16 protein-coding genes are annotated in these 23,633 nt (G+C 49.3%); 1 reads left to right on the plus strand and 15 read right to left on the minus strand.

Going from position 1 to position 23,633, the window contains the following annotated elements:
• Positions 1–39 precede the first annotated feature (39 nt).
• The 10 genes from BLR06_RS16070 to pdxR form a co-directional block, all read right to left on the minus strand.
• Positions 40–2,103, minus strand: coding sequence for a PAS domain S-box protein (locus BLR06_RS16070; protein ID WP_217636917.1), 2,064 nt, complete (start codon positions 2,101–2,103; stop codon positions 40–42).
• A gap of 163 nt (positions 2,104–2,266) precedes the next feature.
• Positions 2,267–3,142, minus strand: coding sequence for a CheR family methyltransferase (locus BLR06_RS16075; protein WP_092074616.1), 876 nt, complete (start codon positions 3,140–3,142; stop codon positions 2,267–2,269).
• Positions 3,139–5,844, minus strand: a complete 2,706-nt coding sequence (locus BLR06_RS16080; protein ID WP_092074617.1) for a response regulator — start codon at positions 5,842–5,844, stop codon at positions 3,139–3,141. Before BLR06_RS16080 ends, BLR06_RS16075 begins: the two co-directional genes overlap by 4 nt.
• Positions 5,845–5,985: 141 nt before the next feature.
• Positions 5,986–6,729 carry a flagellar motor protein MotB gene (locus BLR06_RS16085; protein ID WP_092074618.1) on the minus strand — a complete coding sequence of 248 codons (744 nt, stop codon included), beginning with the start codon at positions 6,727–6,729 and terminating at the stop codon, positions 5,986–5,988.
• A 3-nt stretch (positions 6,730–6,732) separates the two neighbouring features.
• Positions 6,733–7,518 carry a flagellar motor stator protein MotA gene (motA, locus tag BLR06_RS16090; protein WP_092074619.1) on the minus strand — a complete coding sequence of 262 codons (786 nt, stop codon included), beginning with the start codon at positions 7,516–7,518 and terminating at the stop codon, positions 6,733–6,735.
• A 238-nt stretch (positions 7,519–7,756) separates the two neighbouring features.
• Positions 7,757–8,782 carry a spore photoproduct lyase gene (gene splB, locus BLR06_RS16095; RefSeq protein WP_092074620.1) on the minus strand — a complete coding sequence of 342 codons (1,026 nt, stop codon included), beginning with the start codon at positions 8,780–8,782 and terminating at the stop codon, positions 7,757–7,759.
• A gap of 57 nt (positions 8,783–8,839) precedes the next feature.
• Complete coding sequence (gene hydE / locus BLR06_RS16100; RefSeq protein ID WP_092074621.1) at positions 8,840–9,895, minus strand: [FeFe] hydrogenase H-cluster radical SAM maturase HydE; 1,056 nt, start codon at positions 9,893–9,895, stop codon at positions 8,840–8,842.
• Positions 9,896–10,216: 321 nt separating this feature from the next.
• Positions 10,217–11,590 (minus strand): FAD-dependent oxidoreductase, encoded by a 1,374-nt coding sequence (locus BLR06_RS16105; RefSeq protein ID WP_092074622.1) that lies wholly within the window; start codon positions 11,588–11,590, stop codon positions 10,217–10,219.
• Positions 11,591–11,845: 255 nt separating this feature from the next.
• Complete coding sequence (locus tag BLR06_RS16110) at positions 11,846–12,820, minus strand: D-2-hydroxyacid dehydrogenase (protein ID WP_092074623.1); 975 nt, start codon at positions 12,818–12,820, stop codon at positions 11,846–11,848.
• Between the two features lie 180 nt (positions 12,821–13,000).
• Positions 13,001–14,401, minus strand: a complete 1,401-nt coding sequence (gene pdxR, locus BLR06_RS16115) for a MocR-like pyridoxine biosynthesis transcription factor PdxR (RefSeq protein WP_092074624.1) — start codon at positions 14,399–14,401, stop codon at positions 13,001–13,003.
• A 163-nt stretch (positions 14,402–14,564) separates the two neighbouring features.
• Here pdxR and pdxK point away from each other — a divergent pair, with 163 nt between their 5' ends.
• Complete coding sequence (gene pdxK / locus BLR06_RS16120; protein WP_092074625.1) at positions 14,565–15,371, plus strand: pyridoxine/pyridoxal/pyridoxamine kinase; 807 nt, start codon at positions 14,565–14,567, stop codon at positions 15,369–15,371.
• A 71-nt stretch (positions 15,372–15,442) separates the two neighbouring features.
• Here the strand turns inward: pdxK and nifU are convergent, their stop codons facing one another.
• The 5 genes from nifU to BLR06_RS16145 all read right to left on the minus strand — a co-directional run bounded on the left by nifU (position 15,443) and on the right by BLR06_RS16145 (position 23,504).
• Positions 15,443–15,871, minus strand: coding sequence for a Fe-S cluster assembly scaffold protein NifU (nifU, locus tag BLR06_RS16125; RefSeq protein ID WP_092074626.1), 429 nt, complete (start codon positions 15,869–15,871; stop codon positions 15,443–15,445).
• Positions 15,861–17,069 (minus strand): cysteine desulfurase NifS, encoded by a 1,209-nt coding sequence (nifS, locus tag BLR06_RS16130; protein ID WP_422699819.1) that lies wholly within the window; start codon positions 17,067–17,069, stop codon positions 15,861–15,863. The genes nifU and nifS overlap by 11 nt, the downstream gene beginning before the upstream one ends.
• On the minus strand, positions 17,059–17,499 hold the full coding sequence (locus tag BLR06_RS16135; RefSeq protein WP_092074627.1) for an RrF2 family transcriptional regulator: 441 nt from the start codon (positions 17,497–17,499) through the stop codon (positions 17,059–17,061). The genes nifS and BLR06_RS16135 overlap by 11 nt, the downstream gene beginning before the upstream one ends.
• A 186-nt stretch (positions 17,500–17,685) precedes the next feature.
• On the minus strand, positions 17,686–20,988 hold the full coding sequence (locus tag BLR06_RS16140; RefSeq protein WP_245698192.1) for a UvrD-helicase domain-containing protein: 3,303 nt from the start codon (positions 20,986–20,988) through the stop codon (positions 17,686–17,688).
• A 305-nt stretch (positions 20,989–21,293) separates the two neighbouring features.
• Positions 21,294–23,504, minus strand: a complete 2,211-nt coding sequence (locus tag BLR06_RS16145) for a TonB-dependent receptor (protein ID WP_092074629.1) — start codon at positions 23,502–23,504, stop codon at positions 21,294–21,296.
• Between the last annotated feature and the right edge of the window lie 129 nt (positions 23,505–23,633).

The raw sequence follows: 23,633 nt of genomic DNA on the forward strand, positions 1-23,633 counted from the left end.
CTTGCAGCTGGCAACCCCCTCCGGCCAGGCTAAATGCGGTCAAGGCGCCGGTCTGTGCCCGGGCCCGCCTGACAGCGTTGTTTCCGGATCAGCCTGCTTTTCTTCCGCAGTAAGGCGGAACCGGACAAAAACCGTTGTGCCGGCTGCTGAAGACTCAAATTCGATGGCGGCGTCATGCCGGGTGGCAACACTGTAGCAAACGGCCAGGCCCAAACCGGTTCCCTGTTCCTTGGTGGTAAAAAAAGGTGTGCCGACTTTGTCCAGCAGCTCCGGCCGCATCCCGCAGCCTTGATCGGCCACGGCCAGTACCACCGTATTTTTTTCCCAGTACGTCTTAATTTGCAAGCCGCCGCCCGCCTTCATGGCTTCCAGGCCGTTGAGAGCCAGATTTAAGACCATTTGCCGGATTTCCTTTTCATCCAGGTACAGTTGCGGACAAACGGCGGTTTCAAAAAAGACTGCTTTGTCGGACCGGATGGCTTCCGCCTGAATCAAGGGCAGCAGGTTTTCAATGATCTGATTGAGCGGCTGCAGCCGGCGGTCGGCCGGTTTATCTTTAGCTAAACTCAGATACTCGCTGATAATGGCATTGGCTCTGTCCAGTTCTTCAATCATCAAATCAATATGCTCTGGCGATAAATTGCCGCGCTGTTTCGTCATTTGCAAAAAACCGCGTACTGTGGTCATTGGGTTTCTGATTTCGTGAGCAATGCCGGCAGCCATTTCGCCAATGAGATTCATCCGGTCAAAGCGGGCCATTTTGTTTTCCAGAAAAACCCGTTCCGTAATATCCGTAATCACCTTTAACTGGCAATGCTCTCCGTTGATATCCATACTTTCCAGCGACAATAACGCTTCCCGGACCTGGCCTGTTTTCGTAAAATATCTGATGCGGGCATTACGCAGCGACGCCCCGGCCGCCTGCTCGGCTTCTTCCGTCTGGCCGGACACAAAAGCAATATTGAGCATATCAACGACCTGGTCAATAACTTCCTCCCGGCTGTAACCGGTAAAATTAACCCAGCTTTCATTGACATCAATATACCGCTCATCCCGACAGGAAATAATGGCCATTAAACTGGGACTGGATTCGAATATTTTGCGGAACCGTTCATGGGACAGGCGTAAATTGTCAGCAATAATCTTTCGCTCCTCGATTTCATGCTGCAATTTCGTATTGGCGGATAACAGTTCAAGCGTCCTGGCCTCAACCAGCCTTTCCAGTTGTTCGTAGTGCAAAATACGTCCCATTTCCAATTGCTTGCGTTCACTAACATCGCGAATTGAACACACATAAATGCAATCATTCTCAAAAATAACCTGACGAATTTGAATATCGGCCGGAAAAACCTCGCCAGTTTTGCAGCAGGCGGTAACTTCCGTTATTTTTTCGGTTAATTCCTCCAGCGGATAATTGGCTATGATAATTTCCGGACCACTGGGCGTACGCACTGGTGAAAACAGTTTCTCAATCCGGCAGCCTGACAGTTCCTCGGCCGTATAGCCAAACATTTTGCCGACCGCCGGATTGGCGGTTAAAATATAGCCTTCGGCATTAAACGTTATAATGGTATCAAGGGCCGTGTCGGCGATTACTCTGGCCAAAGCGCGGCTTTTCCTCAAATCCAGCTTAATCCGGTCAAGTCTGGCGCTCGTTTGCTGCAGCTCCATTGCGCAATTGTCGAGCAGCAGGCTGTCCTGACTGACTTCATTGTACTTACGGTAAATTTTAACGAACTGTTCCACTTTGGCCCGCAGGGCATTGGGCTGAAAAGGTTTTACCAGGTAGTCGATAGCCCCGGCCGAATAGCCCTGATTAATGTGGTCTGGCGGCTGCTTAACGGCAGTAATAAAAATAATGGGAATGTGCCGGGACTTCTCCCGGGATTTGATGAGCCTTGCTGTTTCAAAACCATTAAGCCCAGGCATTTGCACATCTAACAAAATGACGGCAAAATCTTCCTGCAATACATATTTTAAGGCCTGTTCCCCGGAATCGGCGCTCATCAGATTGTACTCTTCCGATGCTAAAACAGCTTCTAAAGCCAATATATTCTCTGGGTGGTCATCAACCATTAAAATATTTACCTTTTGCTTAATCACGTACAACATCCCTTTATTATTTATTGCCAGTACTCCCCGTAAAATTACAGGATGAATGGCGCGGGATTTTTCACTCGGCAAGGCGGAGGAGCCGCGCAGATCAGAAATCTGTAAGGCGGCGACAACGCAGCTGAGCAAAAAACTCGCGCAAGCCCTCGGAAAGTTACAAGTTATGAGTACCAGGCCCAGCCAGTTTGACATAGATCTTTTGTTCTTTAGCGACTTCATGATAATAACAGGCAATACCGGAATATTGGAGCCCCTCTTTTTCTCCCAGCCCCAAAAACCCCGGTACGCTCAGGCTATTGTGAAACAAATGGTAAACCCGCTCCTGCAGTACCTTATTAAAATAAATAATAACATTGCGGCAAATGATGATATGAAACTTATTAAACGAATGATCGGTAGCCAAATTATGCTGGGCAAAAATTACGTTATTTTTCAACTCTGAGCTGAAAAACACCGTTTTATTTCTCACCGTATAATACTCGGAAAATGCACAGATTCCTCCAGCCTTATGGTAATTTTTGGTATAAATTTTCATTCGCTCCAGAGGGATAATGCCTTGACGCGCTTTTTGCAAGGCCTGTTCACAGATGTCGGTGGCATAGAGTCTGGTCTTATGGTAGATTCCTGCTTCATACAGCAAAATAGCCATCGAAAATACTTCCTCACCACTGGAACAACCGGCGTGCCAGATCCTGATTTCAGGATAGTCGCGGATTTTAGGAATAATTTTCGTTCTAACAGCCTGAAAAAAATCCGGGTTACGAAACATCTCGGTTACATTAATTGATAAATCCGCTACTAACCTGGCCACAACCCCGGAATCATGAAAGATCTTTTCCTGCAGCCCCGAAATTGTCGACAGCCGTTCTGCACTGATTCGATGCAAAATGCGACGCCGGACAAAGGGATAGGCGTAGTTGCGGAATTCCAATCCATGCACCCGGTAGAGAGCTTCCAGCAGCAACTCGATTTCTATTCTTTCCCCGGGGTTTTCCTCTGTTTCGGGCTCCGGCAGTTTCGAAATTTTCATCTGTCATAAAGCCATACCCGCATGAGCGAGATGAGTTGTTCTAAGTTTACCGGTTTACTGATATAATCGGAGGCGCCGGCCTGCAAACACTGTTCACGGTCTGTTGTCATGGCTTTAGCCGTCAAGGCAATCACCGGCAAATCCTTAAATTCCGGGAACTGCCGTATTTGACGCAGCGCCGTAAAGCCATCCATTTCCGGCATCATAACATCCATTAAAATTAAATCAACATCGGAATGCTGCTGCAAAACGGCAATTCCTTCCTTGCCGTTTTCAGCAATAAGCACTTTCATCTGCTGATTTTCTAGCGCTGAAGTCAGGGCAAATAAATTGCGCATATCATCATCGACAATTAGGATTTTCTTGCCGGCAAGCAGTTCCTGATCACTGTTGCCTTCAACCGTTGCCGGCAGATACCCGGCCGAAAGAGTCGCGGAAGCTTGCTGGACAGCCTCGCCGGCGCTGCTTTTTACATAACTGGGCACATACAGGATGAAGGTACTGCCTTGCCCTAAGACACTGCGAACCTCAATATACCCGCCGAGCAGGTTGGCAATATCCCGGCTGATGGTCAGTCCCAGCCCGGTACCCCCGTATTTCCGGCTGGTTGTGCCGTCAGCCTGGCGAAATGCTTTAAAAATAATATCCTGCTTATCATCGGGAATACCAATACCCGTATCCTGCACTGCAATTGCAACAATATGCTCAACAGCCAAATCATCCCTGGCCGAAACCGTTACACTTGCCGGAGCCTTGCTAAATTCGAGCGTCACGCTGCCTGTTTCGGTAAACTTGAAAGCATTGGACAGTAAATTTTTTAATACCTGACGCAACCGCTGCTCATCAGTATGGATAACTGCCGGCGTATCAGGATTTATTTTCGTAGTAAACTCAATTCCTTTGCGTCCGGCCATTAATTTAAACTGATTGGTAAGATGCAGACATACTTCCTGCGGCTTTACCTCACTTAAATTAACCTCCATCCGGCCTGACTCGATTTTTGATAAATCCAGGATGTCATTAATTAAATTTAACAAATCATGGCCTGAGGAACAGATGGTATTGGCGTATTCCACCTGCCGTTCGGTCAGGTTACCCACTTTATTCTCGGCCAGTATCTGCGCTAAAATAAGCAGGCTGTTAAGCGGCGTACGCAGTTCGTGCGACATATTGGCAAGAAATTCCGATTTATATTTTGAACTTTGCGTCAGCTGCTTGGCATGCTTTTCCAAAGTAGCTTTGGCTTTTTCCAATTCCCGGCTCTTGATTTCCGATTGACTGTATTGCTGTTCCAGCTGTTCATTAATGGCAATCAGTTCTTCCTGCTGCGCGTTTAATTCCTCTTGCTGCGTCTGGAGCTCTTCCGACTGCTCTTGAAGTTCCTGGGCCAAAGCCTGCGATTCTTCCAGCAGATTTTCCACCTGAACCCGGCTGTGGATAATGCTAAGCGTAATACCGACGCTATTGACCGCTTCCAGCAGCAGCTTCTGCTCCAGCCGCCCTAAAGGGCTAAACGAAGCCAGTTCCAATACGCCCCATAACTGATTTTCAAATTCAATAGGCAGCAGAATAATCGAGCGTGGCGGAGCCTGCCCTAAACCGGAGGTTATTTTCATATAATCATCAGGCACTTCGTTTATTACCATTAGTTTACGGCTAACCGCGCACTGTCCTGCCAAACCGTCGCCAAATCTGAAACACCGCTCCCCTGACTCCGCGCCGGCATAAGCACTAAGCTTCAGCAGGTACTGTTCGCCGTTGCGCTGCTGTTTTAAATAAAATATCCCGTAACTTGCGCCTACAATGGTAGCTATTTTAGGCAGAAAAGCCTGCGCCAGGCTTTTAAAATCCACTTTTCCCTGACACATGGTGGCAATGTCGGCAATATTAAGATTAAGCCAGTTCTGTTCCTGCTCCAGCTCGGCATGGGTATCCAGTACGTCAGCCATCTTGTTAAACGCCGCCGCTATTTCTCCCACCTCATCCTTAGTGGAAACGTGCAGACGCGGCAAATAATCCAAATTGCTGTTGACCGCGTTGCTCAGTACAGTGGTCACCTTATTGAGATTGCCGGTAATTCCCTCAATTACCCAGTAGGTGATGCCAACGGCCAGCAAAACGCCGACCACAATATAGCCATAGATGATGTTAACGGCATTGCGGTAAATGGTTTGTAAATGCCCCATCTCCTTTTTGATGGCCGCTTCTTCCTCATTCTGCATATGGTCAAGTTCCCGGATAATATCCGACCTGACCTGGGCGGCTTCAAACAACAGCGGCTGCACCTGCTCCGGACTGCCGCCGGCTGTCGCCGCCCGGACAACAGCTTCACCCAGCTGGTCATAGTTAAATACAATGGATTTGATCTTGACCATCCGCTGCCGGTCTCCTTCATCGGCGGCGCTCTTATCAATGGAGTCAAGCGCCACCAACGCCGTAAGGCGGCTGGCTTCGGCAATATTTAACTGTTCGGTCAGGGCGGCCTGGTCAGCCTGAACCGGCAGGCTGCGCAATTCGCGCGACCAATGGTTTAATTCATAACGAAAGGCGGATATCTGCCGCACCTTTTCGTACCGCTGATTCACCATTTGCATGGTATTTTGGTTCAACCCGTCGAACATCTGCAGCAAAAACAAGGCAACCACTACAATTAACAGGACAATCAGCCCAAATCCACAGTATAACTTAGTCCCGATCCGCAACTTTATTCACATCCCATATTTAGCCAGTTAAATAACCTGAGATAGTTGTTCTACAAAAATCTTCCAATACCCTTTTGTCAAATAAGAAAAGTAAAAAAATCGGCCTGTTCGAATAAACTCGAAAACGGCCGATTTCTCCAATTAATGCCGGTAAGTACGGGAAATAAGAACTTCAACCCGGCGGTTTTTCGCCCGGCCTTCGCCGGTCGCATTACTATCAACAGGGCGGTATTCACCATACCCAATAGCGCTAAAGCGTTCCGGCTGAAGCTTGCTATCCTGGGTCAGTACAAACTTCATAAAATTTAACGAACGCTTAGCGCTCAAATCCCAGTTTGAAGGAAACTCCCGGGTGTTGATAGGCACATTATCGGTATGTCCGGAAATAATGACCTTTTGCTGGAGCGGCAGCAGCATTTGGGCGATAATACCGCCAATCCGCCGTGACTCGGGAAGCAGCTCGGCACTGCCGGAGGTAAACAGCGCCGAATCCTTAATTCTGATCAACAGCCCGTCCTCAGTCAGTGCTGTCTGTAAATCGCCGGTTAAATGATTGCCGGCAATATATTGGTCGATCTGCCGTTTAACTTCCGCTAATTGCGCTGTTTCCTGATTATAGGGATCGGCTTCCAGCGAAGTTGTCGTTGGATTGGTGGTAACACTGGGCCGGCCCATGGCGCTGTCAAAGATGGCCGGACTGCCGGTGGAGAACGCCGCGCCGAAAGCCTCCGCCATTTGTTCGAATTTTTTCTGATCCACCTGCGAGGAGGCAAACAAAACAATGAATAAAGCCAGCAAGAGCGTAAGGATGTCGGCATACGGTATGAGCCAGGATTCATCAATATGTTCTTCATGATGCTGCGCATGATGCTTTTTCCTAGCCATCGATCACGCCTCCGACTTTCCCGGTTTTAACTGCGCCCGCTCATTTTGGGGAATAAACACAATCAGTTTGGCCTCAATTGCCGTGGGCGAATCGCCGGCCTGCAAGGAAAGAATTCCTTCAATCATCATTTTCTTTACTTCAACTTCTTTTTTGGATATCATCTTTAGCTTGGTGGCAAAAGGATGCCATAAAACATAACCGGTAAAAATCCCCAAAAGTGTTGCCACAAATGCCGCCGCGATAGAATGGCCCAATTTCTCAATATCATTCAAATTACCCAGGGCGCCAATCAGACCGACAACTGCGCCCAATACCCCCAGCGTCGGCGCATAGGTGCCGGCCTGTGTAAAGATCAGGGCGCCGTCGCGATGGCGTTCTTCCATTCCCTGAATTTCGGCGTCCAGCACGTCACTGACAAAATCAGGATCAAGGCCGTCAATTACCATACTCAGTCCATTCTTTAAAAAAGGATCGTTAATGTCTCCTACCCGGCTTTCCAATGCCAGTATCCCTTCCCGCCTGGCTGTTTGCGACAATTCAACAAACATTTTCAGCAATTCCGGTTTCGGAAAAAGCTCTGGTTTTTTAAACAAGGTTTTGACAAGCACAGGAAACTTTTTAATGTGCTCTATTGTGAAAGCATTCAGTAAGCAGGCGGCTGTCCCGGCGATAATAATCATAAACGCCGCAGGATTTACCAGCACGGAAAGGCTTGCCCCTTTCAGCACCATTCCCCCTAAAACCGCCACAAATCCTACAATCAGACCAAAAAGTGTAGAGTTCTCCAAATTAATAGCCTCCTATACTCCCATACCATTTGTCGTTCTTTGCCAATTATACACCAAAATTCTACCATTGCCCGTACCGCCTGTCCACAGCAATTGCAGAGGTTTATGTACAGCTAACAAACACTTAACATTTGTAATATAACTGTTTCATTAAATTTACTAAGAGATAATTCGTTTATTTTGCAGAATTCCCCTCTTTTTTTCCAACCTTTCACGACACTTTACGACAAATAATTCACTAGACAAAATAATCAATGGTAGCCCGGGGGAAATATTGCTCAATATTTTGCTGCATAAAATTTTTCAGTTCTGTTACTGCGGCTTTATCATAAATGTATTTACAGTAACCGAACTGGCCAAATTTAATTTTACGGTCACCTTCTTCCAGCGGCAGCAAAGTGTTGGGGAAGACTGAAAGAATATTGGCTTTAGCCCGCTTGGTAAAACGGTGGGTAATCAATTCAAAGGTTAAATCGGTTTGGGCGGCGGCAGGCAGTTTGTCCGCCAGTTCATGAAATAAGCGGCTGTATTCACTCTGCCAATCGGGAAAATAAAAAATTGGCGCAATAATAAAGCCTATCGGATAACCGGCTGAAGCTGCTCTGGCCGCAGCAGCGACCCGCTCGACCATGCCTGGGGTCTGATGCTCATACTTGGCGATTATCCCCGCGGCATTAAGGCTGAACCTGAAGCGGGTATGACCGTTATGCCTGGCGGTCAGCAGGGAGCCAATGTCGGTAAACTTTGTAACAAAACGAAATCTCCCCAGTTTTTGCCGGCCGAAAAATTCAATGGTTGTTTTCAGCAAACCGGTCAAATATTCGGTGGGCACCGGATCAGAAGTTGCAGCCCCTTCAAAGATGGTAACCGCCGGAGCTCGCGCTGCTATGTAATCCTGGGTTTTGGCCAATATCTCATCAATATTTACATAAACCCGCAAATAAGGCTTCTTGCCCAAAGTAGTGGCCAGGTAGCAATACTCGCACATCCCCGGGCAACTGGTATTCAGCGGCAGCTGGTAATGAGCGGACGGCTTGCAGGCAGCAAAATCCAGGCTTTTGCGCACCCCGACCACCAACGTGCTTTTGGCCTCGCGATAGGCTTGCTGTGCAGTCTTGCCCGGTATGCCGGTAATCCGGTTATGCGAAGCAGCGTAAGTCACCGGCACACCCAGTCCTGTTAATTGGTCATATAGCTGACGGCCCAAAGGATAGTCCAGGGCGCTTTGTTCAAATATCGCCCGTTTTGGCATAAATCGCGGCATACAATCACCCTTCTTATATTAAGATGGGTATAGTATGCTTCATGTTCCGACTTATCATTAAACACGTTTAGCCGCCGCTCTTTTCACCCTGAAGCCGAAATCCCCGGCGACAGTGCGGCCAATACTGGTAATCTTGCCGGAAATGCAGCCGCGGCAATGGGCAGGCGTATCATTGATGCATATTTTCCCGGGATATAAGGCATAAAGCTGGCGGTACTCACCCTCAGTAACATTGGGCATGGCCACATTAGCCCCGCTTTGCAGCGCAATGATTCTGCCGTTTTTATTCAGTGTCTCCATCGCCGTTGTCGCCGGAATGTTGGCGTCAGGCAACAACAGCCTGGTGATGGCCATAACCTTCAGACTAGCTGTAAAGCTGCCGCCCTGAGCGGATCTCAACGGGGTATCGGCATTCGGGATAAACGGACCCAGGCCGACCATATCGGCATCAAGCTCCTGAAAAAACAAAATATCATCCGCCAAAGCTTCGAGGGATTGATTAGGCAGACCGACCAAGCAGCCTGTTCCAACCTCATAACCCAGTTCCTTCAAGTCCCAGAGACAGCGCCTGCGGTTTTCCCAGCTCATCCCCGGATGAAGAGCGGCATAAAGCCGCCTGTCGGTAGTCTCAATCCTCAGCAAATACCGGTCGGCGCCGGCTTGCCGGTAAGCTGCATACTCAGCCCGGCTTTTTTCTCCTATACTCAATGTAATGACCAGTCCGAGCGCCTTTATACCGCTGATGATTTGCTGCAGCCTGTCAGTCGTATAAAAATCATCCTCACCGGACTGCAGAACAAGGGTCTTATAACCGTACGCTTTGGCCTTGGCGGCAAATGCAAGAATGGTATCCGGTTCCAGCCGGTAGCGCCTGATCCCGGCATTATCCCGGCGAAGACCGCAATAAAAACAATTTTGCCGGCAAATATTGGAAAATTCAATTAAGCCCCGTAAATGAACGGCTTCACCGACATTCTCAGCCCTCACCTGATCGGCGGCGGCAAATAACCGGTCGTTTATATCATTATCTCCCAGTAAACTGACAATTTCCTGTTTGGTCAAATGTTGTGTCGCCCGGGCCTTGCTTATGATATCCGCTACTTTACAGTTCATATCACTCATCCTCAATCAGCCGTATTTTTCATAAATCTGGTTCCGGCATTACTTCCGGATATGCAACGGGAAGATTACAATTGCCTTTTATTATAACAAAATTCTTGATAATAAAATAGCACATAACCATCCCTGCGAACAGATGAGCGGCAATTGGGAAAGCACCACCTCCGCAGACTAAAACTATCCCTATATTAGTTATAGCATATAGCGGCAGTAAAAAACGATAGGATAAAAGTACCATAATGCTAGGACAATTCAGCCTTTTTTCCCATATTGTCAAAAAAAGACCGTAAAAACGGTCTTTTCATGAACGATCGGTCATTTTAACTTGTTCATAATCATATTGGCGGCTACCGCCACATGGTCGATCGGGCTGCTGTACGGCGGGGCATAAGCCAGATCAATATCAAATAAGTCGTCCACTGTTCCGGCAAAATTCAGAACCGAGGCAATGACATCAATTCTTTTATCCACCTGGCCGTCGCCAAGAATTTGCACGCCAAGCACCTGACGGTTTTGGGCATTTACAACAAGCTTGCTCGTCAGCCGTCCGGGCTGCGGCATATAGTGCGGCTTATCATGCCCCGAAACAGTCGCGGTAACATAGTCGTAACCCAGTTGTTTAGCTTCCCGTTCAGTAAGACCTGTTTTGCCGATATTCAAATCCATCAGCCTCACCACCGCTGTGTTCAGTACGCCCCGGAATTTCACCTTCCGCCCGCAAAGATTGCCGCCAATCACCCGGCCGTGCTTATTAGCGGTTGAGCCCATGGGGGCGAAGACCTTTTGCCCTGATACCAGATTGGTGTTTTCCACACAGTCGCCGCCGGCATAAATCGCCGGATCACTGGTCTGCAGATACTCATTAACGGCAATCGCACCGGTGCCGTCGCCAAGCGCAAGGCCGGCCGCCCGGGCCAGCTCCACATTGGGTCCGGCCCCGACTGCCAGAATGACCAAATCAGCCGGCAGCGTCCGTTGACTGGTCACTACCGCCTGAACTGCGCCGTTGCCGGTGAACCGTTCGACCTTTTCCCCGGTCAGAATGGTTATCCCGTTATAGCTGGCATATTGACTTACGGCGGCAGCGCACTCACTGTCAAGCAAGGCTGGGAAAACCTGTTCTCTCATCTCCACAACAGTGACCTCCAGCTTCTGCCGCTGCAGCGCTTCCGCCATTTCCATGCCAATCAGCCCGGCTCCAATGATCAACGCCCGCTTGAACAGCCCCTGCTCGATTCCCGTCCGTATGGCAACCGCGTCATCCGGATGCCATAACGGATGGATATTGGCAAGTTCTACTCCCGGCCAGGCCGGTTTGAACGGGGTCGCCCCGGTGGCAAGCACCAGCTGATCATAGGGAATCCGGGAATATTCAGCCGTTGCCAGGTTTTTTACCTCCACCGTTTTCTGCACCCGGTCAATGTGGGTAACCATACTTCGGGTCCGCACATCAATATGTTTATCCTGTCTAAAATAAGCCTGGTCCCGCAGCTTGCCCTGGGCAGTCATCATAAGGTTCGTCATCGCCGGAATTTCACCGGCGACATAAAAAGGCATGCCGCAAGCGCCATAAGAAATCAGGCTGCCTTTTTCCAGCACAACCACCTGGGCTGCCGGATTATCTCGTTTAACTTTGGCGGCTGCTGTCAAGCCTGCGGCCACGCCGCCAATTACTACAATTTTCTGCATTCAACCACGCTCCTTAAACTTATAACTTGTCCCGGCGGCACATGAAATACCCGCGATCAGGCAATAGTAGAAAGGTATGTAAATTATCGAGGAGGTCTTATGAGCAGCCAGCACATCTTACTGACAGGCGGATTATTGCTTTTTCTGGGCAGCTTGCTTTATGGCGTAATTTATGACGGTTTTTTCGCCGGCGACAATAGTTAGAATCGCCGCCCTGCCCAACAGTCAAAAATCCTTCCGTCAATACCGGAGCATCTATCGATTTACCACATTTACCGGTCTACCCTCCAGATAGCTTTTCAGATTATTGACTGCGATATCCATTAAGCGTTGTCTGGCTTCTTTTGGAGCCCAGGCAATATGGGGCGTAATCAGGCAATTTTTTGCCGTCAGCAGAGGATTGTCAGCGCCAATAGGCTCGGTCGAAACAACATCCAGCCCAGCCCCGGCCACTCTGCCGCTGTTTAACGCATCAGCCAAATCCTGCTCAACCACCAACGGGCCGCGGGAAGTGTTGACAATCATTACACCGGGCTTCATTTTGGCAATGGTGGAGCTGTTAATAATTCCTTTGGTGCTTTCAAATAACGGGCAGTGCAAACTGATGACATCAGCCTGAGCCAAAAGCTCATCAAGCTCGACGTACTTTAAGGTCTCGCTTTCCAGCTCCTTCACCCGGTAATTGTCAAAAGCCAAAACCTTCATGCCCAAAGCCTGAGCAATGTTGGCAACCGCCTGACCAATCCGGCCAAAACCAATGATACCCATATTTTTTCCCGCCAGCTCAATTAAGGGGTAATTCCAAAAGCACCAGTCGGCGTTTTTGGTCCAGTCTCCATTCTTAACCGCCGCGCTGTGCGCGCCGACATGGTGGCACAGCTCCAGCAGCAGGGCAATTGCCATTTGCGCAACAGCGGCAGTGCCGTAGGTGGGGATATTGGCGACGACAACGCCGCAGGCTTTAGCTGCATCCACATCAACAACATTATAGCCGGTTGCCAGTACACCGATAAATTTCAGCTTAGGCATGGCCTGAATTGCTTCAGCCGGCAGCGGCGTTTTATTGGTAAATACAAATTCGGCATCGCCGACCCGCTCAATGATCAACGCCAGATTGCCGTTGTCATAGGCGGTGCGGTCATAAACCGTAACCTCCGATAATTGTTCCAGAGCAGTCCAGCTTAAATCCCCCGGATTGAGGGTGTAGCCATCCAGTACAACAGTTTTCATTTCATTTCCTCCTTGTACTTGTTATTAGAGCATATCCCAGTCTTTTTGGAGCAATTGCTTAACCTATTCGCAGCGATTGAGCAAACTCCTTCCGTGTGTCGCCCTTTATCCTGCGGCCAGTCCCGTCCCGAAAGCCCGTTATTTTACTGCAAATGTCCTGCCGACAAGGCTGAATCCGGCTCAATCAAACCAGGCCGCTTTTAATAAATGAATCGCTCTCGTAAAGTCGGGAGCGGGTATTTTGGAAAAATACAAAATAAGCTGGGGCAATTTTTCGGGGGATGATTCCAAATAATAATCCCTTACCGGCGCAATGCGGCAGCCTCGGGCCAGCGCCCGGTCAGCCAGCTCCTGCGCCGTCAAATCCGATTTTACCGTCAGCAGGGTGTGCAAACCGGCATCACTTTCATTCACCGCAACCCGGTTCCCTAAAATATTCTTTAATGCTGCAAAAAACAGCTGTTTTTTTTCATGATACAATTTGCGCAGCCGGCGTATTTGCCGTTCCAAATGTCCGTCTTCCATATACCTGGCCAGCGCCAGCTGTTCGACAGTTGACGCCGCCTGATTATAAAAATGGGAATTTTTCCGGTAAACTTCCATTAGCCGTTCAGGCAATACCATATAACTGATCCGGATAGAAGGCGGAATAATTTTCGAGAACGAACCCAGATAAACGACATTGTCCCCGGTGTCCAGGGCTTTTAACGCCGGAATGGGGCGGCCGAAATAGCGAAACTCACTGTCATAGTCATCTTCAATAATCATACCGTTAACCTGCTCTGACCAGGAAAGCAGGCGATTGCGTTTGCCCACCGGCATAATATAGCCGGTGGGAAACTGATGAGACGGGCTTACATATACCAGCCTGGCTCCGCTTTGAGCCAGCTTTTCCATATCAATGCCGTCTTTGTTCATTTTTACCGGCAGGATATGAAAAGAATGGTCGCTAAAGATCTGCCGCCCATGTTTGAAGCCGGGTTCTTCAAACGCAATACTGTGATAATTTAGTTTCAGCAAACTGCATAATGTATGCAGCAGCGTCTGAATACCGGCGCCGACAATAATTTGTCCCTGATCAACATTAACCCCCCGGGAATTGTGGATGTATTTTACAATCTCCTGCCGCAGTTCCGCCTCGCCGCTGCTGCTGCCATAACCGACCAGCCTGCTTTTATTGGCAAAGACTTTGTTGATATAGCGTTTCCACAAAGGAAAATCAAAACCGTCAATATCCATTTCACCACTCGAGAAATCAAATAACACCAGATCGCTCCGCCGTTTGAGGCCGGTCTGCCGGCCGGCCTTATAAACAGGCGCCGCAGGCACAGCTATGCCCTCAAACTTATTGACTATATACCGTGACCGGTTGTTATTTTGGATATACCCTTCACTCATCAATTGCTGATAAGCCTTTTCAACTGTTATTTTACTAACCGATAAGCTGCCTGACAGGCCGCGGATGGAAGGCAGCTTAACGCCTTCCGGCAGCCGGTTCTGTTCGATTTCCTTCCTGAAATGCTGATAAAGCTGCATATATAAAGGATCTTTGCGCTTTGCGTCAAGCATAATTAATTCCATAACAAAAGCCCCTCCCAACTGTACCTATCCATTTTAGTAATTCTGTGTATTTTAAAAGGTTCAAATATATTTTATAATACAAAATATATTTTGCAAGCTTCGGCGGCAATATTTCTTCATCCACCGCTTGAAAGCACTAGATTTTTGTTGGGAGGAAGCATACATGACAATCGTTAAAGCAATTACAGTGGCTGGCTCTGATACCAGCGGCGGCGCCGGACTGCAGGCTGACCTTAAGACTTTTCAGGAATTTGGGATTTACGGCATGACGGCAATTACGGTAATTGTCGCCCAAAACCCTGCCAAGGACTGGGCCCATGATGTATACCCGCTGCCGCTGGCAACAATAGAGGCCCAGTTAGAAACTGTGCTGGCCGGGATTGGCGTTCATGCGCTAAAAACAGGCATGCTGGCCACCAGTGAGGTAATCGCCCTGGTCGCAAAAAAAATTGACCAGTATTCGGTTAAAAATGTAGTCATTGATCCGGTAATGGTCTGCAAAGGGACCGATGAGGTGCTGCATCCGGAAGCCGCCGTCAGCATTCGCCGGGAATTAGCGCCGCGGGCCACGATTATTACACCTAATATTTTTGAGGCCGGCCAGCTCAGCGGCCTTCAGCCGATCCGTTCTGTCGAGGATATGAAAGCGGCGGCAATTGCCATCCATCAATTAGGCCCTAAAAATGTTTTGATCAAGGGCGGCGCCAAATTAGGAACGCCAACCGCAATTGACCTGCTGTTTGACGGTGAGGAATTTGAAATTCTGGAATCGCCTAAAATTGACACCAAATACACGCATGGCGCCGGCTGTACTTATGCTGCCGCCATTACTGCCGGCTTGGCCAAAGGCCTGACCGTACGGGAAGCGGTCAGACAGGCCAAAACCTTTGTTACAACGGCTTTGGCCCATTCTTTTCCGCTAAACAAGCATGTAGGCCCGCTCTGCCATGCGGCCCGCCGTTTAAAATAATACGGGTACAGGTAACACAAAACCATGCACAGACGCTAATACCTGTGCATGGTTTTATTATTCCGCTGTTGTTATTCGCCATGCACCTGGGCATGAATGTCGGCATGTTCCTTGTATTCCCATTGCTTAAGCCCCACAGAGCTCCGGTAATGGTTAATGGCTTTATGTACAGCTTCCTCAGCCAGCACCGAACAATGCATCTTTACCGGAGGCAGGCCGTCCAGCGCTTCTGCGACTGCCTTATTAGAGAGTTCCCAGGCTTCCTCGATCGTCTTTCCCTTAATCATTTCAGTCGCCATGCTGGAAGAAGCAATTGCCGAACCACAGCCAAAGGTATTGAATTTAACATCCTGAATACGGTTATCTTCAACTTTTAAGTAAATTCTCATGATATCGCCGCACACGGCATTTCCCACTTCACCGATTCCATTTGCGTCGGCGATTTCACCAACATTTCTGGGATTCATAAAATGGTCCATTACTTTTTCACTATACTGCATGACTACTCTCCCCCTCTTTTTCCTTTAAGAAATTTTTCCAAAGCGGCGACATATCTCTTAATCGTTGGACAATGCCGGGCAAAACTTCCAAAACATAGTCAACATCCTGCTCCGTCGTAGCGCTGCCCAGCGTAAGCCTGAGAGATCCATGGGCAATTTCGTGAGCCAGCCCAATCGCCAGCAATACATGGGACGGATCAAGCGAGCCCGAGGTGCACGCACTGCCGCTGGAGGCGAAAATCCCTTTGCTGTCCAGCAGTAAAAGCATGGATTCTCCTTCAATAAAAGAAAAGCATACATTTACATTGCCAGGTGTCCGTCGATCTCCAGCCGGACCATTGAGCCTGCTGTAAGGAATACGGCTAAGCCCGGCAATCAGTTTATCCCGCAGGACGGTCAAACGCTCATTTTCAGCCGCTAATTCTTCTGCGGCAAGCGTAAGCGCCTTTCCCAAACCGACAATACCGGCAATATTTTCCGTACCGGCCCGTCGCCCGCTTTCCTGCCCGCCGCCATGAATGAGATTATCAATACGAATTCCCTTGCGGATATAAAGCGCGCCAACCCCCTTGGGACCGTAAAATTTATGGGCAGCCAGAGAAAGCAGATCAATATTCAAATCCTTCACATCAACCGGTATATACCCCACTGCCTGAACAGCGTCGGTATGAAACAATACTTTCCTGGCGCGGCAGATTTTTCCTATTTCTTTTATCGGCTCAATTGTCCCGATTTCATTATTGGCAAACATGACCGAAACCAGAATCGTCTGCTTGGTAATAGCCTGCTCAAGCTCATCAACCTTTACAAAGCCTTCGGAATCAACAGGCAGATACGTTACTTCAAAACCATTTTTCTCCAAAAACCGGCAGGTATGTAAAATTGCGTGATGCTCAATTTGGGTAGTAATGATATGATTGCCCTTATGCCTGTTGGCAAAAGCAACGCCCTTTAGGGCCCAGTTGTCGGCTTCAGAACCGCCGCCGGTAAAAAAAATTTCTTTTTTATCTGCATTGAGCACCTGCGCCACGCTTTCCCGCGCCTGGTCAATTGCCTTTTCCGTCACCCGGGCCATTGCATAAATCGAAGAAGGATTGCCGTAATACAGATTTAGATAAGGAAGCATCTCTTCGAAAACCTGCGGCTTAAGATAAGTTGTCGCCGAATGGTCGAGATAGACTTGTTTGTCAGTCATCATTTACACCGTCCTTCATCCTGTTCATTTTTTGGTAATCATCAACCATGTCCTGGAAGGTGGTTGACTGTAGTACACCATCAATACTGTCCTTAATCCTTACCCATAGCAGCCTTGTCGCACAGCTTTCCACATTTTTGCAGGTAGTATCCACAATGCAGTCGGAAATTTCAATTGAACCTTCGAGAACTTCAATAACGTCATGTACCGTGATCTGACCCGGCGGTCTGGCCAGCGCATATCCCCCGCAAGGACCGCGCAAGCTCTTAATAATGCCGCTTTTCCTGAGTTGGGCAAATAACTGCTCTAAATAATACTCCGATACATTCTGACTTTTAGCAACCGATTTTATCGATACATGCCCGCTTCCATAATGAATGGCCAGCTCCAATACTGCTTTAACGCCATAACGTCCTCTTGTTGATAATTTCATTTTAATCAACACCTAAATCCCAGCGCTCTGTACTCTTCAGCACTAATAATTAACTCTAATTAAATTCTAATAAATCCGATCAGTATTGTCAACATTAAAATAATACGATTTGTTACAAAAAAATGTGAATTACAAAAAGAAATCCCCCGAAGTGCATGATTCGGGGGATTTCCGCCTTAAAAATCATCAGTGAAGCGCCGGTAACGAATCGAATAAACTGTCCTGTTTATAGCGGGGCGCCGGCCGTTGCTTACCTGCATTTTCAACCATAAGCAGCCCGCCAGGCAGCTCGACGATAAAAGGTGACGGGGTACGGGACGTCATTAGGACAAGCTCATCCCTGGCCCTTGTCACTCCCACATAGAAAAGCCGCCTCTCCTCAGCGAAGTCAAAGTTAAGAACGCTGTTCTTTAAAGGCATCAAGCCATCGTTTACACCGCAAATGAATGTTACCGGAAATTCAAGACCTTTGGCCGCATGCACCGTCATTAACGAAACCGCATCGGTCGAATAAACTTTGCCGCTGCTGCGAACAATATCGCTTTCCCGGCCCAGTACAAAGTTCTGGATAAAAGACGACATGTCCTGATGCGTAACCGCTGTATGTAAAAGCAGCTCCATGCTTTTAATACCGGACAGATTGTTGTCGCTGATCCATGAATCGATAATTCCGGCTGGTCTCTCTTTGCGGATAACCGGTTTATACCTGCCCAGCATTTCTATGAAAGCAGGGAAAACGCCGGGCTGATTGATGGGCGATGGCAGCTCGGTCAAAAGCTTTTCCAGCGCCGTGATGCTTTTCCTGCCTGCAGCATAACGCTCAATGATTTTTAGGCTGAGCTCTGCCGCAGCAATACTTTTTGCCTTGAAACATTCCAGCAGGGAAAGAATATCTCCGGGATTAAGCAAAAATTTAAAGAACGCCATCGCCTCCCGAACCGGCTTATCGGAAAGAAAATCATCCCGCCCGGCTACCGAGTACGGAATACCTTCTTTTAACAGGCACTGTTCCAGAACCTCCGCCTGGCGATTGGTGCGATACAATATGGCGATATCGGCAAAGCCTCTGGACTGACCGGCCGGCCTGGCTTTGTGAGCCCGGATTTGCGCATCAAGCATGTCAATACCGCCAACCATACGGTTGATTTCCTTGGCGACAAAGATGGCTTCGGCGAATTCATCATTGCTTGCTATCAAGCGCACTTTAACGCCGCTTTCCCTGGTAGGGTTGAGCAGCCGGGTCTCATCCCCTGCCGCCTTTTTAGCGATCACCGCCTGAGCGGCCGCGATGATCTCAGGCGTAGACCGGTAATTCTGCGTTAGCCGGACCTGCCGGCTGCCGGGAAATTCTTCGGTAAATTTTGCAAAATAACGAAAATCAGAACCCCTGAAACCATAAATTGACTGGTCAGGATCACCGATAATAAAAATACTTTCGCAATTCCTGCCCCATTGCTTGATTAAGCGGTATTGAATCTCATTGATATCCTGAAACTCATCCACCAGGAGATAGGAACAACACTTTTCCCCGCTCCGGTCAGACAAAACCCCGGCGGGACCACCTTCCAGCCGCTGCAGGACTTCCAGCAGAATATCATCATAGTCCATCACGCCGTAGCGCTTAAGCTGCGAGCAGTATGCATCATACAGCAGGGCGGTGGAAACCGCGTTGCTTTCATTTCCCGCAGGCGGTGCGCCATTTTTTAAGAGCGAGATCGCTTTTAGTGCATCGCGAAGCGGAAACTCCAGCTTCATACTCTTTACGATTTCGCCGATCATCGAACGGGCCTGCTGTTCATCAATGATTGTTATTGTTTCCTTGCCTCTCCATTGGGACAGCCTTTGCAGACAGATAGAGTGAAACGTCCCGATGGTCATGGCGCCGGCCGTTCGTTTATTTCCGAAATGCCCTTCCAGCCGGCTGCGCATCTCCTGCGCCGCCTTATTGGTAAACGTAACGGCACTGATTTGCGACGGATGGATGCCGCACTGTTCAATCAGATAGGCAATACGGCAGACCAGTGTCTTTGTTTTTCCTGTTCCCGGTCCGGCGACTACCGCAATTGCCGGAGCACTGGCTGACACGGCTTCCCACTGTTCCTTATTCAAACCGTAAGGCAAGCTTGCCGGGACAGCCTGCGGGGCCTTCTCAGCTCCTTCCGCCAGACCGGCATCGCCGTCCGTCTCCCGCACCTGTTTTGCGGCCTGAACCGCCGCCCCTGTAACAGCGGCAGGTCCTGACGGCTCCTTACCGGCAGTGCCGGAATCAGAAACAAGTTCATCCCTCAAAAAACATAATTGACCTGAAAACAGTTCTATCTCACTTTTGTCCAGTACTTTAACTTTACCATATTCACCGTCAAACCCGGGTTGTATCGCCACTTTACCGCAGCGCAGGCGGCGGATGCCTTCCGTAATACAGGAACCTGCGGCCAGTTCAATATCCGCCAGCTGCGCCTCACGGAGAATAAACAGCTCGGGGCCAAGAATCTGCAGCAACTGCTCATATTTCTGTCTCACTCTCCTGCTGGCGGCAGTCGCACCGATGGAGGAAGCAATGATCTCCACAAGCGGAACTATCCGCTCAAAGGGCTTGGCCGCCGGCGGTATAAAGCCTTCTTCCCTGTCGGCAAGAGCTTCCACCCGGTGCAGCACGCCGACGGTCAGTTTGCCGCCGCACACCGGACACAGACCGCCCGCCGCTCTTGTCATCTCAGGCTTCCAACACACCTTGCAGACCCGGTGGCCGTCATAATGGTATTTGCCTTCCTCAGGAAAAAACTCCAATGTACCGTAAAATTCGGTTGTACTGCGGTTCTTCAACGCCTGCAGCATACCAAAATACGAAAGGCCGGTATTGAAAATATTGGCTTCTCTGGCCAGATTGGCCGGAGAGTGGGCATCAGAGTTGGAAACCAGGGTAAACTTATCCAGCGCCGAAATGCGCCAATTCATGGCCGGATCGGAGGACAGGCCTGTTTCAAGGGCATAAATGTATCCGGTGAGGTCTTCAAAACACTCCTCAATCGCGTCAAATCCGGAATAAGCGCCATACAGGGAGAAATGCGGGGTCCAGATGTGCGCAGGAATAAACATCGCCTCAGGGCAGCTTTCCAGTACGATCTCCAGCAAATCCCTGCTGTCCAGACCCAGTATCGGCCTGCCGTCCGACCGCAGATTACCGACCGCTTCCAGCTTACGTGATATGAATTCGGCCTGCTCCAGGCCGGGCAGGAGAATCAGGTTATGCACCTTGCGCACTCTGCCGTTCTTTTTATAGATGGAACTGATTTCACCGGAAACAATAAATTGGGGAGTAAACGCCGTTCCCGCCACTTTACCCTCCCGACGAAACTCAGCTTTAAGTGCATAAAGTCCTTCCCCCGCCGGAATTAGCTTCTCTTTCAATTCCTCGCGCCAGGCCGGATGCGTAAAATCACCCGTTCCAAGCACCTGAATTCCTTTACGCCGCGCCCAAAAGTCAAGCACCTCCGCAACGCACTCCTTACTGGTAGCTCTAGAATACTTTGAATGTATATGAAAATCTGCGATAAACATGAAGCATTCACCTGTTTTTCTGTTGATTTTGGCAGTTGCTCAACGCGTGAGGCTCGCTCTGTCAGTATTGTCCTTGTTGAAGCAAATTAAAATTACTTTCTGACCCTAAATACAAAATTCCTGCCAAATCAATACAATTTGACAGGAATTTTCCACTCTACCTAAATTTTTCAAAACCCAATTCTAATTAACGAACGCTGTTTGCCGGCATCTTTACAGACGGAATTAGGCCGCAGTTAGAAGTTCATGGTGGCCGAAAGTTTCACGGTGCGTGGCCCGCCCAGGGTAACCAGATTATCGCCAAAGGCGCCTGACCAGTACTGCTTATTGAAGAGATTGTCCACACTGGCCCGGAAGGTGACCGGAACGCTGTTGACCGTAGTTTTGTACCGCGCGCCGAAGTCATAGCGAACCCAGCCTGGCAGCTTTTCACTATTGGAATCGTTGAGATACTGCGTCCCGGAGTATACGGCCCGCAGGGAAAGCGTCAAATCGGGATTCCAGGGAGTATCCCATTCCACGCCGGCGTTCATCTGCCATTTGGGAATCCCGTAAGGCGTGTTGCCTTCGTTGGCGGCAGAGGCGGTTGCAAGGCGAACCAGTTCTCCTCTCAAATAGGTGACCCCGCCCAGCAGACGCAGATTTTTGGCCACCTGCCCGAAAGCACTCCATTCAATGCCGCGGTTTTTCTGTTTACCGTCATAGCCCTGCACATTATTGAACACGGTCAAGCTTGGCTTTGTGATCTGGAAAAAGGCGAGGGTATTGGCAAAGCGGCCTTTGTCCCATTTGACGCCGAACTCGTGTTGTTTGCTTTTATATGGCGCCAGCGTTTGACCATAATTGCTATACGTCAGATCATTAACTGTCCGGCCGGGCGAAAGCATCTCAATGTAGTTGGCGTAAAGCGCCACCGATTCGCCCCACGGTTTGACGACGAGACCGGCTACGGGAGTATTGGCGTGGGCATCATAGGAAGATGTCTGGACGCCGGTGTTGGCGTTAAAATTTTTCGTTTCCACATTTTGCCGCCGTATGCCCAGCGTTAACTGCACTTTTTCCTCGTCAAAAGAAAGGGTATCGGCCAAAAGATAACTGGATAGCTCGGTAGTGGCCGTTTTTGAGCCTTTGCCTTTCCAAGCCAGCTTGTTGAATTCTTCAGCCAGCGAAGGAGGATTGTAAATATTTGTAGGATAGTTTCCGGTTCCCTGATTAAAAACGCTGGAAGAATCGCTGTTCACAAAGTTAGCGCCTAAAACCAGCTGATGTTTTACCGAGCCGGTCTGATAAGCACCGCGCATTCCCACTTCCGAAGAGGTGGTGTCGGTCCAGAAGTATTGCTTATAAACATTCCGGATAAGCGCCGTTCCATCCGATTGAAGACTAAAGATGTGGTTGCCGTTGATCAGGCCGGTTGCGTTAATGGACACTTTGCCAATGCCGGCATAGGCGGTTAAATTGTCATTCAGGTCATATTCGCTCTTAAACAGCAGCCCGTTATTCCGGGCTGCGCCCCATGTGCCTTTATACGCATTGGTCGAGCCGTCAGGCGCCTTCACATAGCCTTTGTCTAAACGATACATGGAGACAAGCCCGTTTTCAAAGTTTTCCTGTGAGCCAAAAGCATCCAGAGACAGGCGTAAGCGCTCCTGGCGATAATCCAGTCCCAGAGAGCCCAGCAGCCGTTCTCGGGACTGGCCGTCGGTTTCGGTATCGCCGTCCGCATACAGTCCGTTGAAGCGAACGCCCCATTCTTTATTCCGGCCGAAGCGGCGTCCGATGTCGATATGGCCGCCGAAATGGGCTTCGGCGGCGTAGCTGGCGGTAAAGTTGGTGATGTCTTCCTCACCGGCCCGCTTAGGCACCAGGTTGACAGCGCCGCCCACCGAGGTGTTCACGCCGCCATAGAGAAAAGAGCTGGGTCCTTTGAGCACTTCCACCCGTTCGAGAAATTCGACCGGCACGCGATACTGCGGCGCCAGGCCCTGCATCCCATGAAAATAAAGACTGCTGTTATTGACTTCCAGGCCGCGGATGATGAAATTTTCATTCACATGTCCGGCAGAGGTGCCGAAACGGATGGAAGAATCGTTGACAAGCACATCATGCAATGTATCGGCCTGCCAGTCTTCGATGGACTGGGCGGTATAACTGGTGATGCTGAAAGGCGTGTCCATAAAGTCCTTGTTGCCCAGTACGCCGATGTTGCCGCCGCGGGCCACCTGGCCGCCGGCATAAACGGGCGGCAGTGCTTCACGGCTGGCGGTAACGTCTATTTTTTCAAGCGTAAACTCAGCCGGCTTTTCTTGCTGCGCGGCTTGCCGGGGTGAAGCCGCCGTTTCCTCCGGAACCGCGGCATAGGCGGTGAACGGCGTGTACCAGACCAGGCTGCCGCCAATTAAGGCGTAAAGCAAACGTTTTCTGGCGGGAGAAAGGTTTTTCTTCATGTTTTGTCGACTCCTTCACTTTTTAAGAAAATGAGTATCAATATCATTTAAAAATATTTATAATAAGAATAGCAAGGAGAACGTACGCCGTAAATAGAGAGACTTCCGGAGGCGCTTGGATTTTTCCCG

Source organism: Dendrosporobacter quercicolus, assembly GCF_900104455.1.
GTDB classification, from domain to species: domain Bacteria; phylum Bacillota; class Negativicutes; order DSM-1736; family Dendrosporobacteraceae; genus Dendrosporobacter; species Dendrosporobacter quercicolus.